Annotated in this window: 12 protein-coding genes and 1 other annotated feature; of the genes, 7 read left to right on the forward strand and 5 right to left on the reverse strand. The window is 41.7% G+C overall.

From position 1 onward, the window contains the following. Window positions 1-12: 12 nt before the first annotated feature. The gene (locus tag AC1DSK_RS12905) at window positions 13-645 is read right to left on the reverse strand and encodes a GNAT family N-acetyltransferase (RefSeq protein ID WP_477548070.1); all 633 of its coding nucleotides are present in this window, start codon (window positions 643-645) and stop codon (window positions 13-15) included. Between the two features lie 171 nt (window positions 646-816). On the opposite strand from AC1DSK_RS12905, the gene acsA reads away from it, so the two are divergent. Then, window positions 817-2,535 (forward strand): acetate--CoA ligase, encoded by a 1,719-nt coding sequence (gene acsA, locus AC1DSK_RS12910; protein ID WP_477548071.1) that lies wholly within the window; start codon window positions 817-819, stop codon window positions 2,533-2,535. 207 nt (window positions 2,536-2,742) lie between these two features. Here acsA and AC1DSK_RS12915 read toward each other — a convergent pair whose 3' ends face one another. Next, window positions 2,743-5,658, reverse strand: a complete 2,916-nt coding sequence (locus tag AC1DSK_RS12915; protein WP_477548072.1) for a transglycosylase domain-containing protein — start codon at window positions 5,656-5,658, stop codon at window positions 2,743-2,745. A gap of 108 nt (window positions 5,659-5,766) precedes the next feature. Then, window positions 5,767-5,967: a binding site (T-box leader), on the forward strand. 170 nt (window positions 5,968-6,137) lie between these two features. Here AC1DSK_RS12915 and tyrS point away from each other — a divergent pair. Further along, a complete protein-coding gene (gene tyrS / locus AC1DSK_RS12920) occupies window positions 6,138-7,403 on the forward strand; it encodes a tyrosine--tRNA ligase (protein WP_477548073.1) in 1,266 nt (421 codons plus the stop codon). A 162-nt stretch (window positions 7,404-7,565) separates the two neighbouring features. Here tyrS and AC1DSK_RS12925 read toward each other — a convergent pair whose 3' ends face one another. The 3 genes from AC1DSK_RS12925 to AC1DSK_RS12935 form a co-directional block, all read right to left on the reverse strand. Further along, window positions 7,566-8,381, reverse strand: coding sequence for a cobalamin-binding protein (locus AC1DSK_RS12925; protein ID WP_477548074.1), 816 nt, complete (start codon window positions 8,379-8,381; stop codon window positions 7,566-7,568). Window positions 8,382-8,524: 143 nt separating this feature from the next. Next, complete coding sequence (locus AC1DSK_RS12930; RefSeq protein WP_477598263.1) at window positions 8,525-9,145, reverse strand: collagen-like protein; 621 nt, start codon at window positions 9,143-9,145, stop codon at window positions 8,525-8,527. 77 nt (window positions 9,146-9,222) lie between these two features. After that, complete coding sequence (locus AC1DSK_RS12935) at window positions 9,223-11,262, reverse strand: PKD domain-containing protein (protein ID WP_477548076.1); 2,040 nt, start codon at window positions 11,260-11,262, stop codon at window positions 9,223-9,225. A gap of 209 nt (window positions 11,263-11,471) precedes the next feature. Between AC1DSK_RS12935 and AC1DSK_RS12940 the strand changes: the two genes are divergently transcribed. From AC1DSK_RS12940 to AC1DSK_RS12960, 5 genes are all read left to right on the forward strand, one after another. Beyond that, window positions 11,472-11,891 (forward strand): hypothetical protein, encoded by a 420-nt coding sequence (locus tag AC1DSK_RS12940; protein ID WP_477531185.1) that lies wholly within the window; start codon window positions 11,472-11,474, stop codon window positions 11,889-11,891. 122 nt (window positions 11,892-12,013) lie between these two features. Then, the gene (locus AC1DSK_RS12945; protein ID WP_477548077.1) at window positions 12,014-12,361 is read left to right on the forward strand and encodes a hypothetical protein; all 348 of its coding nucleotides are present in this window, start codon (window positions 12,014-12,016) and stop codon (window positions 12,359-12,361) included. A 38-nt stretch (window positions 12,362-12,399) separates the two neighbouring features. Beyond that, entirely contained in the window at window positions 12,400-12,987 is a 588-nt protein-coding gene (locus AC1DSK_RS12950) for an SCO family protein (RefSeq protein ID WP_477548078.1), read from the forward strand. 87 nt (window positions 12,988-13,074) lie between these two features. After that, window positions 13,075-13,806 (forward strand): hypothetical protein, encoded by a 732-nt coding sequence (locus AC1DSK_RS12955; RefSeq protein WP_477548079.1) that lies wholly within the window; start codon window positions 13,075-13,077, stop codon window positions 13,804-13,806. 20 nt (window positions 13,807-13,826) lie between these two features. Then, the gene (locus AC1DSK_RS12960) at window positions 13,827-14,117 is read left to right on the forward strand and encodes a hypothetical protein (RefSeq protein ID WP_477548080.1); all 291 of its coding nucleotides are present in this window, start codon (window positions 13,827-13,829) and stop codon (window positions 14,115-14,117) included. Window positions 14,118-14,124 lie beyond the last annotated feature (7 nt).

The following is a 14,124-nucleotide window of genomic DNA, read 5'->3' on the forward strand; positions in this document are numbered from 1 at the left end:
CTCCTTTGCGGATTAATACATAAATCGATTCATAAAACGTAACTGATCAAAGCGTTGAATGGATTCATTGTCAATGCGCGCACCAATTTTAGCCATTAAACAATTGGCCGGATGGGAGCTGATTTCTGGATCATCGGTTGCAAAGTATTCCAATCCACCTGCATTCATCATTTTTTCCATCACTTTTCGGTACTCCCATACATTCAGTCCAGTACCTTTTAAATCCCAATGCCAATAATACTCAGTAGTAATGGTGATATAATCTTCCATTGCATCATCCATCATCGAAACGTGAAGCAAGCTCTTTCCGACACCGGTTCCACGAAACTTTGGAATGACTTCAATGGCCCCCAGTTCAATTAAGTTGCTCATTTGCCCTTTCGACCAACGTTCCAAAGGGTCAGGATACAAGAATGTTACATAGCCCACAATGGTCATGTTATCACGAGCTATCAGAATTCTTCCTTCTGGCAACTTGGCAATTTCAATGATTGCCTTATGTTGCTGGGAAGGAGGTCGGAATGCCACCAAATCATCATGAAAGTCGTAACGTGCAAGATCTGCTGATGATATTGGTCCTTCGATAATTAAATGGCCATGTTTAGTTTTCAATTCCATGGCATTATAGGTTTTTTTATGATCCATTTGTACACCACCTGAAAAGAATTACGTAGTTTCATTATACATGAAAAAGACATAAGGAAAACGTTTTCAATTTGATTAGAAGAGTCATAGTCTAAAAAGTAAAATTATTCGCCATTTACTTTCAATTTCATGTAAACTAGTATTTGTATCGTAATTGAGAGGGTGGTAGAAATGAAACTTGAAGCACTTCCGGTCGTTCAAGGAGATTATTTACTCCAAAACTACGACGAAACTGCAGCCAATTTCGATTGGAAAGAGGCAGAAAAGGCGTTTAGTTGGCATGTGACAGGTCGTATGAATGTGGCGCACGAAGCCATTGACCGTCATGCAAATTCAGACAGAAAAAACAAAATTGCTCTTTATTACAAAGATGCAACTCGTAAAGAATCTTACACGTTCAATGAAATGAAAAAATGGACAAACAAAGCAGCAAATGTCTTGAAAGCCCATACAAATCTTGAAAAAGGTGACCGTTTATTTATCTTCATGCCGCGCTCGCCTGAATTGTATTTTGCGTTAATCGGTGCTCTAAAAATGGGTGTAATTGTTGGACCATTGTTCGAGGCATTTATGGAGGGTGCAGTCTATGATCGTTTAGCGGACAGTGAAGCAAAAGCGATTGTGACGACCCCTGAATTGCTAAATCGAATTCCGGTAGATAAATTACCTCACCTGGAAACAATCCTATTAGTCGGCGAAAACGTGGAAGAAGATAATAAAACAGTAGATTTTATGAAACATTTGAAAGCTGCTTCTCAGTATTTCCAAGTGGAGTGGCTCGATAAAGAAGATGGATTGGTTCTTCATTATACGTCTGGTTCAACTGGCAAGCCTAAAGGTGTATTACACGTACAGGAAGCCATGGTACAACATTATCAGACTGCAAAATGGGTCTTGGATTTAAAAGAGCAGGATATTTACTGGTGCACAGCGGATCCAGGTTGGGTAACGGGGACATCTTATGGAATTTTTGGTCCATGGTTAACTGGAACAACAATGGTTGTATTAGGAGGACGTTTTTCTCCTGATGCATGGTACCAGGCGATTGAAGACTTCGGTGTAACGATTTGGTATAGTGCGCCAACCGCTTTCCGTATGTTGATGGGAGCTGGCGATGCTTTAGTGAAGGAATATGATTTATCTTCACTGCGTCACGTTTTATCTGTCGGTGAACCATTGAATCCAGAAGTAATCAGATGGGGAGCAGAAGTATTCCGCCATCGCATACATGATACATGGTGGATGACAGAAACAGGCGCTCAGATGATTTGTAACTATGCGTGCTTGCCAATTCGCCCGGGATCAATGGGTAAACCAGTTCCAGGTGTGAGAGCAGCTATCGTTGACGATCGTGGGGTTGAGTTGCCTCCATACCAAATGGGGAACTTGGCACTTAAAAAAGGCTGGCCATCAATGATGCGTCAAATCTGGAATAATCCTGAAAAATATCAATCGTATTTCCTTAACGATGAATGGTACGTTTCAGGAGATTCTGCTTACATGGACGAAGACGGGTATTTCTGGTTCCAAGGGCGTATTGACGATGTCATCATGACTTCTGGCGAACGCGTAGGACCATTTGAAGTGGAAAGTAAACTTCTCGAGCATCCATCAATTGTCGAAGCGGGTGTAATCGGAAAACCGGATCCAGTTCGTGGAGAAATCATTAAAGCATTCGTAGCATTAAAAGAAGGTGTTGAGCCTTCGGACGAATTGATTGCGGATATACAACAATTCGTGAAAAAAGGATTAGCTGCACACGCTGCTCCGCGTGAAATTGAATTTAAAGACAAGCTTCCGAAAACACGCAGTGGGAAAATCATGAGACGTGTGTTAAAAGCGTGGGAACTTGATTTACCAACAGGCGATTTATCTACAATGGAAGATTAATGAAAATGCCAACATCTTGCACTATTGCAGTGCAAGATGTTGGCATTTCTTTATTGAAAAGCATATCCAGACACTTTGAAACGTGAACCTGGCCACGCTGCCTGACTCCAACCGTGTGAAGCGGAGGCGAGGGCTGGCGCTTGAAGCTAGACAAATAGAAAAGCAGTAAAACTTATCGATGCTGATAAGTTTCACTGCTTTTTAATTTTATGCTCCTTCACCATCTCCAGGAGGTGGTTCTACTGGAGGTGGTACTACTGGAGGTGGCTCAGGTTTTGGATCCGGTTTAGGTTTTGGATCTGGCTTCGGCTTTGGTTCCGTACCAGGTTTAGGTTCTGGTTTTGGTTCTGGTTCAGGAGCTTCCACAATTACCATATTGGATGCGGGAGATTGGTTCCCTGTAATATCCACAGCAACCACGAAGTATGTGCCTGGGCTGCTCAATTGATACGAGTTGCCACTTGCTTCTTTGACGGAAGTTAACAAAACATTGCCACCAGTACTTTTGAACACTCGGTATCCAACGACATCTTTGGAAGCGGAATTCGACCAAGTTAGAGTTCTTCCTGAAATGGAAGCAGAAACTGATCCGGGTGAAGCCCCATCAGCATCGAATGTATCTTCAGATACTACTCGGTCTGCAAAACTAGAATTTTGAGGGAAAAGCTTACTTGCATCACCGTTGATATTGCCAAACATACGATTAATAAAGTCTTTGTTTACACCAACTCCACCACTCACTACAAATTCGCTAGGTGTTGACGGAAGTGCGCGATACCGTTTGCCATCGATCATGACGTAAGATGATGAGACGAAGCTATCATCTGCTTTCCTTGGTACGTAAGTGTTGGCATTGAATAAATCAGATCTAACAAGACCTGCACGAGAACATTCTTCTGATGGAGACATTCCTGAAATTGCACAGAATGAACGAGAGACAACGCCTTTGGGCCGCTTGAATTCGGCAGCTGGGTCCACGAGTTCAGGATTCACATCATATGAACTATTCATCAATCTTGCCCATAACATATTGACGCGAGTTCCTGGTTGTTGATAAGTACCATTCGAAATATTTAAATTGGTTGGAGTATCGTAACCTAGCCATACACCAAGTGTAATAGAAGGGTTATATCCCATGAACCAAACATCGTGTGCATTATTTGTTGTTCCCGTTTTAGCTGCAAAATCAGAGTTGAATTTCAATTCCGATTGCGCTCGTCTACCAGTACCTTCAGATAAAACATCTCTTAGCATATCAGTTACGATATATGATGTTTGTGGAGAGTAGACAGGTACAGCTTTTGATTGATGCTCGAAAATAATATTGCCATCAGCATCTTCAATTTTCTCAATCATATATGAATCGATAAATTGACCACCATTCGCCAAAGTGGCATAAGCATTTGTGTTTTCTTCAATTGTGACACCATTTCTAATACCACCAATGGAAGCGGAAAGGTTTACATAATCCTCATCTATTAAACGAGAGAATCCGAGTTTTTTTAAAAATTCCGCTGGCCGTTTTTCGACAATTTGATTATACAATCTTAAAGCTGCCAAGTTTTGTGAAGATGCCAGTGCCTGTCGGGCAGGAATGATACCAAGTTCTTGTTCTTTATTGAAGTTTCCAGGTGAGTATGAATTTCCACTGCCGTCTACATAGTCTTTGAATGCAACATCGACGACCGGACTTCCAGCACCAATCACACCATACTCAATGGCAGGAGCATAAATTAATAAAGGCTTCATGGTTGAACCATTTTGACGATACCTTTGTGTTGCATGATTTGATGCTTCAATGTCATAACTACGTCCGCCGATAAAACTTAAGATTCTGCCTGTACTATTTTCCATCAGCACACTGCCTACCTGAACAGGTTCTTCAACCCATTCATTTTTTTGTGATTCGGCATTGTATTTTTCAACCTTGATTGAGGGGCCATAGTTTTTAAATTCATCTTTAACTTTTTGATGAGCGTCATACATTTCTTTGTCTATGGTTGAATGTATTCGGTAGCCGTTGTTACGCATTGCGCGATCGGCCATAATTGTATATTTTTCATTTAATTTTTCTTCATCTTTTAAACGAGAAGGGTCAATGCCTTCTTTTTCAGCTAACAATTCCGCTATAATCTGTTTTGCTTGGCGTTCCAATTCATATGTTAAGAAAGGGTACCTTTCCTGAGGTAATAATTCAGGAGAACGGAAATCTTTTTTAATATCGTAAGCAATCGCTGCGTTATATTCTTGTTCCGTTATGTAGCCAGTTTCTTTCATACGATACAGAACTGTCAGCATCCGATCGATTCCTGGTTTCAGACCATCATCATCTTTCAATAAACCTCCAGAAGTGAATGGTGTATGAGCGAAAGGTGCTTGCGGAATACCCGCTATAAAAGCAGCCTGCGGTAAATTTAAATCTTTTGCTTTGACATTAAAAATTCCTTCTGCGGCGGTTTCAATCCCTGCAATATTGGCTCCAGAAGCGTTGCGGCCATAGGGGATAATATTTAAATAAGCTTCCAGAATTTCATCTTTTTCCATGAATTTTTCAAGGCGCATGGCGAGAAGAATTTCTTTTGCTTTGCGTTCATAGGAAACTTCATTTGTGAGAATCTGATTTTTGATTAATTGTTGTGTTAATGTGGATCCACCTGTCTGGCTATCAGAATTCGTTACATCCTGCAGTAGCCCACGGAAAATAGCTTTTGGTACGATTCCATTATGTACTGGGAAATATTCATCTTCCGTTGCATACACTGCATCAAGGACATAAGGAGAGACTTCCTCAAGTTTAGTTTCACGACGCTGTAAATCTGTTCTTATTTTCCCTAAGTACACATTGTTCGCAAAATATACTTCTGAGGTCTCTTCATAACTGAAGATGGATGCTCGCATATCCGCTTCTTCACGAAGTGGTTCCTGATCGACTAGTGAAGCGAAATATCCAGCTGCCACCGATCCTGCAAATGCGCCGCCTACCAAAAGGACAATAAGCAAAATTAATGCGAGATTCCAGATGACCCCTGAGGTAATGCGCAATCTTTTAGCCCACTGTGCATTCGTCCACCTATCCCATGTTTCGTCTATTTTTTTCAACCAGTTTTTTACTTGATCATTCAACCGAATCGACCTCCTAAAATCTTGTCCTATTATATCATAAAATGGTAGATGCCCAATATATTTATTGACAACGATTAATAAAAGCGTACAATGAAAAAATATATATTATTTTGAGTGATGAAAAGTCCGAAGTAATGAATGCAAGTGCTGTTTAGAGAGCCAGCGGGTGGTGAAAGCTGGTCGGTGTGCATACATGAATTACAGGCTGGGAGCTTAAACGTCAACACAACGATACTGTGTCTGATGAGCGGAAGGACTGGTTCCTTCAAGCTGGGTGGTACCGCGCAAATTGTATTTAGCGTCCCTGCATGATTTTTATTAATCGTGCAGGGACTTTTTTATGTTTAGCTCCACGCGCCAGCTCGCACCTCCGCTTCATGAACTCACTCGGAAACAAGTTTCCGATATGTTTCTTACAGCGTCGGAGTTGAGCTTGAGTGGCGAGTTACGCAATTCATATTTTCAAGGAGGAATGGCAAATGACAAACGCATTAATCGAAGACTTAAAATGGAGAGGCCTTGCCTACCAGCTGACTGACGAAGCGGGTATGGTGGAGCTTTTGAATAAAGAATCAATCTCTTTATATTGTGGAGTGGACCCTACAGCGGACAGTATGCACATTGGACACATCGTTCCTTTACTGACATTGCGCCGTTTTCAATTACATGGCCATCAACCGATTCTGTTGATAGGTGGAGCTACAGGAATGATTGGAGATCCGTCTGGCCGTAGCGAAGAACGTCAATTGCAAACAACTGAACAAATTGATGAAAATGTTAAAGGTCTTAAAGTTCAAATGGAACGCATTTTTGATTTTGGTTCTGAAAATGGAGCCGTTTTGGTTAACAACCGTGACTGGATCGGTTCGATGAATGTCATCGAATTTTTACGTGACTATGGAAAATACATTGGGGTTAACTACATGTTAGCGAAAGATACTGTTGCCTCACGTTTGGAAGGAGGAATTTCGTTCACGGAATTTTCGTACATGTTGATTCAAGCAATTGATTACAATCACTTATACGATTCTCACAACTGTCGAATTCAAGTAGGGGGATCTGATCAGTGGGGTAATATCACGACTGGACTTGAAATGATTCGTAAAACTCATACAGAAGAATCAAAAGCATTTGGTATGACCATTCCACTTGTGACGAAATCGGATGGTACGAAGTTCGGTAAGTCGGCTACTGGAGCGGTATGGTTAGATGCTGAAAAAACATCACCATATGAGTTCTACCAGTTTTGGTTGAATACTGCAGATGCAGATGTAATCAAGTACATGAAAATCTTTACTTTCTTGACACGTGAAGAAATCGAGGCATTTGAAGTGACAGTTGCGGAAGAGCCACATTTACGCAAAGCACAAAAGGCGCTTGCTGAAGAAATGACACGTATGATTCATGGTCAAGACTCTTTGGATAACGCATTGCGTATTACACAAGCATTATTCAGCGGAGACTTAAAATCATTATCTGCAAGTGAAATGAAAGAAGTATTCAAAGATGTCCCTTCTATTGAATTGCCAAAAGAAGACAAAAACATTGTGGACTTATTGGTTGAAGCGGGAGTTTCGCCATCTAAACGTCAAGCACGTGAAGATGTAACGAATGGAGCGATTTCAATCAATGGAGAAAAATTGACGGCTGTTGATCACATCGTGAATGCTGAAAATCGTTTGGATGATTCGTTCTCAATCTTGCGCCGCGGCAAGAAGAAATACCATATGGTGAAATTCGTATAACACAAGAGGAAAGACCGTTTTTTTATTAAAACGGTCTTTTTTATTAAAAGAAAGACATGTTTCCAACTAACCACCGCTCACCGTTAAACTGTGATGATTTTTATCTTAAAAGTAAAGCTGCCTTGATGACTAATATCGTCATCAAGGCAGCTTTTTTCGTAATCACTTATTTTCAGTAATCCATGTAGGTAATTCTAAATCGGCATAAATATCAGGATGTAGGATACTGGCGAGCTTAAACGCACCTTCCAAAAGGCGCGGGGAGGGACGGCAATACAATTCTTCTTCCATTATATGTACATTGTTCTTTTGTATATCTGTTAGATTCTCATAACCAGACCGTTTTTCAACAACTTTTTTATTTACTTTAGATAGCTGAACGCCAACCCAAGCAAGGAAAATATAGTCCGGATTGCGACGCATTACATCATCCCAATCTGTCTGAACACTTGCCAATTCAACGTCACGAAAGACATTGCGCCCACCAGAAATTTCACTGACTTCAGTTAACCAATTTACTTGTCCGGGTGTAAAGATTGGTTTCGGCCACCACTCCCAATATAATTCGGGATAAGTGGAAACAAGGGTAGCGCGAATCTTCATTTCATCAACAAATTTTCTGTATTCCAAGACGATCTTTTCAGCCTCAACAGAAATACCACATGCGTGACCAACAGTCAGTAAATCCTCTGCAATTTCGTTTAAACTTTGAGGATCCAACACAAGATGGGGAATACCACGATCCACTAATTCGTTCACATTTTTCTCCATACCAGGAACACTGAGCGAAGCCAATACAAGATCAGGCTCTAATGCCTCTAGTGCATCGATATCAATTGATAAATCCGGACCTAATCGAGGTAAATGTTGAACTGAAGAAGGCCAATCAGAAAAGTCATCGAGTCCGACAAGCTGATCCGTTAAGCCTAAATAGGCAAGAACTTCAGTATTGCTAGGGCATATAGAAATGAGTCTCATACAAAAAAACTCCTTATAATTTTTATATAAGTGTATCATAGGCACAAAAAAAGAGCCCCATCAGGGACTCTATTAAAATTAACGAGAGTAGTACTCAATAGTCAAATTGCCTGGTCATCGAAAGTGTACAGGCATTTTTTATTTCACCCTACCTGGATAATTTGCAGGGTGGCCATTTTGTAGCTAAAATGCTCCTGTAATTTTGCTTGGATTTTAACAATATCTCCTTCTAGCAATGAAACTAGATCAGAAGAGGACAGGGAGGTAGCAGTGGTGGATTCGGTGAACGAGGATACTACCGTAATGGCGTCATTTATCTTTAAGTGAAATGTCGATGGCGAACAAGTTATTGTATTTGATGCCAATATGATTTTATAACTAATTTGATAAATCCCTGATTTCAATACTTTCAGGCCGTCTTGCATTAACTCTACATCTTGGAGTGGTCCAGGCATGATAAATCTTACAGCCCCAGACGCTTTGCTCATTACATTACAAATGCCGAAACCATGAGCTGCTTGCAATATACCTGGTAGTCCAGGAGGGCCTTGATCCCCTTTTGGACCTTGTATTCCTTGTAGACCTCTAATGCCTTGATCACCTTTAGGTCCTTTTAATCCTTGTGGGCCCTGCTGGCCTTTTGGTCCAGGATGGCCTTGCTCTCCTCTAAAACCAACGGGACCTTGATAGCCTCTAGGACCTCTAGGCCCACGTGCGCAATTACAATTATTCGATGGTCCATTACATTTTGGACAGCGATCCAATTTAATCCTTCCTTCCTTAATAAAGATGACAATTGATTTGATGCGTTCGTACTTTTGCATCCCTGACCAATTGTTTTTTAATTGCGAATATTAAGTGGTATATTTTGGAGTGTCCCGCCCGAGCTGGATTGGATGGAAATAGCTCTCGTTTGATCTGGTAGCTGAGAGGAGCCTTCAACCCGATACTCCCATTCCCCTAATGTATCCACAGGCACTTGGGCTAGGTGAGTGCCGTTAAGACTACTGCCGATATAGATAGAGATTGATGCCCCTACTTGAAGCACATTTGATGTCCCGGAAATACGCCATTCTGCATCACCAGTACGATACTCTGCCCGAGTAACGGTCAAGGTTTCCGGAACCGATGACACTTGGACAGTGTCTGAAGAAATGCCTCCAGGACCTTGGACTGTAAGGTGGAAAGTTAGTGTTGCTGGCTGTGCGGGAAATCTAAATGTGGCTGTGGAGGTATTGGGATTGGTTAATTGTACGGGAACTCCCGAGATTTGAGCCCATTGGTAAGATGTTGCAAGCCCTGTTGCGCTTCCTGCCAGCGTCACTAGTGCTCCTTGTTGGACGACTTGATCTGGCCCTGCATCAGCAATTGGAGGTGGTGTGGAGTCAAGAATCGTAATACTTACGGAGTCGGTGGAAGGTCCGCCTTCGCCATCAACTGTCAACTCAAATACTAGAGTCGCTTGAGAAGCTGGTGCAATAAAGGTAGGAGTTGCTGTTGTGCCACCAGTCAATGCAACAGTAGGTCCGGATAACTGAATCCAATTATATGAGGTGATAGCACCCGTTGAATTCGTTCCGTTCAGAAACACGGTTGAATTAACGACAACTGTTTGGTCGGGCCCGGCATTAGCTGCTACAGGTATAGGACCATCAGGAGAACCGGTCACTGATACATCTATAACCCTTGTGCCTCCCGCAGTCGATTTAATAGTTACCTGGGACGGTGCAAATGGGAGGCTTGTAGTGCTTAATCCAGTAGGCGGAATGATGATCTCGCCAACCCCAAAATCCTCTATGGATAAAGCCGGTGCTCCAATCAAATCACTGGATGAGACAATGACGGCCAAAGTTTGGGAATTCGTGTCATAGTTCGCCGTTGCCGTAATAAAATCAACTGGCACGGCTTCTTTTATACTGTTCGGAACATCACTCAAGTTTGTAACAGTAATGGAAGCAGGGGGGCGAGCACCTGTATAAGCGACTCGGGCAAAGTACCGTCCGTTTATTCCTTGAAGCAGGGTGGTGTTAATTCCGTTTCCGGAAACGCTTATCGTCTGTGTGGTGTCATCTGAAACCGCAAAGACATCTAGCAGACCGCCTGCGCTATCGGTTTGTGTATAGTTGGCTCTAGTCACATCGACTCCCGAAACGGTAGAGATTTTACCTAGAACCGTAAAAAGTCTGGTTTCAATACAGTTATCGGGGTCAAGGCCAGGAGTTGTTGAGCGATTCGGGGATCCGATGCCAATTCCTGGTCCTTCAATCCGAAAAATGTTTTGTGGCTGGCCGAATGGATCAACAAACACACTGCCTGTAATTGGATGGGGCACATTTGGATCGCCAATATATCCTTCTGGGGTAAGTGGTGCAACATTTGGATCCCATTTTAAAAATGGATGGACGCGGCTGTTAAGCGCAAGCTCGAATTCTCCGCCGTTCAATCCGCCAATATCCTCTGTAAAATTAATTTCCCCGGCTCCTTCTCCATCAGGTTCAGCGATGAATGTGTCAGTTCCATATGGGTGTGTAACCGTATATTCGGTATTTGGCTGTAATCCAAAGATACGAATCCGCACTCTGCCAAATACAATTTGGTCTCCATCCCTAGGAACTTCGCTTACAAAAGCAGCTTCCAAAGCTAAGACAAGCCTAGCTCTTTCGCCAGTACCAGTAGTCATTTCAGCTTCCGCCAGAAAATAAAAAGCTTCCGATGGATAATTATCCGGGAATGACACGGGCAGCGCTGGGTTAGGCAAATCTGCAGGAGTAATCCCTGAGTAAGGATCAGTAGGATCGACATTCAATTGAAGACGCAATCTATTTTCATCTTTATACCATATAGGAAAACCATCAAACGTATTAATTGGTCCGACTGTCATGTGTAGCCTCCTTTTTTTTTCGCAGAAAAAGAGATATTACCAAATTTATACTGGATATATCAGGCGATTTCCTACTTTCTGCATATTTTTTCAAACTGTTAACAGTGTATGCAGAAAGGAATCCCATAGAGCAGGCAAATATACAACATTTTACAGTGGACAAAGTTCGTTCATATTTGCTGGTACATATGTTGTGTAGAGGTGGGGCTATGGATAAAATTGCACATTTAATCATCTTTTATGTAGATGGCTGGATAGCTCTTTGTTTTTATTTTTATTTGCGAAGCTTTAAAAAGTTAATCGGGTTTCAGTTGGGGATGAACATTAGTGTGGCAATGGGCGGGATGGCAGCTCTGCTTTCTGGTGTTTTGCTTCAGCAGCAATATCCATTCCATTTTACGTTGATTACGCTGATATCAACGGCCGTGGGGCTATTGGTTGGTGCGTTATTTGGGCTTCTGTTCGATTACCAGACGTTTGTAACCGGATTGACCAATGGTGCGTTCATTGGGCTGATGTCCCCGATGATTGGAACTGTTGTAGAAATGCCTACCCTGTTCAGTTTGTTCGTGCATGGGGTCTTTGCATTATGTTTACTCACCATTCTCATTTCTATTAAAAGGTCGTGATGTAAACCTTGTGGCCCATTATATTGTTATTGATGTGGTGCTTTTTCGAAGCTTTTTTTGTTTACCGGATATTTATTAAGAAGCATTTCCTGTTTGATGATCGATTTACAAAGTCGATGTGTATGGCTATATCCATGATGTCTTCATTTGCCATGGCGTTTTACACTCGTTTGCTTCTTCCTGTCAACCAGCCTATTTTTTATTTGATTCCCTTGGTAATAGGACTTTTCATTGGCTGGAAGTTCGGGGCTATTATTAAAGCTCCTGCTTCCTTAAATGGAATTTATAATGGTGCAATTGGTGGGATCATGGGAATGATGTTTGGTGCAGTCCTGCAAAATCCAGCCCTGTGCAAGATCCCAATTGAAACGGAAGCCATGGTTGCTGAAAACATGTATATTCTGGCCTTTTTCATTGCCTGCCTTCATGCACTCGTATGCCAGCTCGTTCGCTATTCATTTAGGGTGTAATGGAGCTCATTCTCATGAAAAAACCAAGGAGGAGTTAAATGAAATTTTTTGCATGCACCATTTTATTGATTGGGGGAATTCTGGCCATTTACTTCTTTTGGCCCGAATCAACTAGCTTGCCTAAGTTGGGTACCGTAACTGATTGGGAACTGACAGAAGTGGGAACAGAGGAAGTGCCTGCCCATGATAAGCCAAAACTTATCACATTTTTCTATACAAACTGTCCAGATATTTGCCCTACCACTATGATTGATCTGCAAAATCTGCAACAATCGATGGAGGACGAAGGGATAACTGAAGATCAATATCTTATTGTATCGGTGACGCTGGACCCGGCCTACGATACAGAAGAAAGAATTCTCCAATATAAAGAAGCTTTTGGAATCTCAAGTGACAATTGGCTGTTTTTAAGAGGCTCTGAAAAAGAAATCAGAGGGTTTACCAAGTCCTTCAACTTTGTGTATGAAAAGAATAAGGATGGGTTCCTAACCCACTCCACATCGATGTATATTGTGGACTCAAAGAACCAAATCAGATCCATCCACGACATGGCGGTGGGAGACAAAAAAGTGAATACCGAGGAAATTCTCCACCATTTCATGCAATTGATAAAAGAAGCAGAATAGTTTGGCTGGTCTAGTCTTTTTATAGTTCATAAAATTATGGGCTCAACATAAATTATGGAAGAGATTTCAAAATGAAGGAGCCTGCATATGAAGGATCATTTTGAGGAAACGGGATCGTTTGGCCAGACAACGGACGATTTTAACAAAAATCCTTCGTTTTCTTCACCAACCAGTGCGGTTTCCGAAGAAGAGACGAGAATTCTTTCCGAGTATATCGCCCAGAAAAACCTGTTTAAAGTGACGAGCCAAGACGAATCCCGCAGGAAAGTCCTTTTCTTGAAGCAGTTTTTTAAAATGAAGCGGAACCAACAAGTTGTCGTTTCTTCTGTCATCGAAAAGGATATCCCTTTGACGACTGAGGGAAAAGTTGCAACGATTGGAAGAGACTTTGTCATGCTGACAGATCTGAAAAAAAGATTATGGATTCCCTACAGAGCGATTCAATCTGCAACCATCCCCTTTGGATTTCCCACTTACTCCAATACCCACCAACATTTTATTTATGATAATAACCTCCAGCAAAAGCTCGTTCTTCAATTCGGTGAAACAGTAGCTAAAAAAGACGTCCTAATCCGCCAGTTTTTTGAAGAATCTCTTCAGACAAACCTTCACTTTTGGAAAGGAATCTGGGTTGAAACCAGAACAGCTGACAACATCTTTTTCGGGAAAATCGTGTCAGCCACAAAAGCAGATTTAATTCTTCAGCTGTCAAAGAAAAAAGAAAGCGTGATTCCATTAAATGAGATTCGCTATGTTTCAACTATCGGGATAATCCCACTGTGGAAAAAGGTCCTGAAGTTATGGTTGGAAAAATATTGAAATAATAAGGGGGCAAATTGATGGAACAAACAGTGGATAATTTATATGAAGAGCTGAAAAAGCTTGTTGGGGATGACCTAATTGTCATAACCCGGGCCGTCCAGCTGAACTTACTCGGCCAAGTATTCCGCCCCATTTTCTCTGGAACGGTTTCTGACGTTCAGCAGGGTCATATGACGTTGTCACCAGTCATCATTAAAATGGTGAATGCTCCATTTTATAATTTTCCTTTCCCGATAAGCATTCCATTTGAGCAAATTGTATCTTACTCGACCGAAGTGCCTGTTGATGAAGTGTTCCCATTAGCATAATTGAGGA

The sequence above is a fragment of the Paenisporosarcina sp. P4_B8 genome (assembly GCF_056402175.1).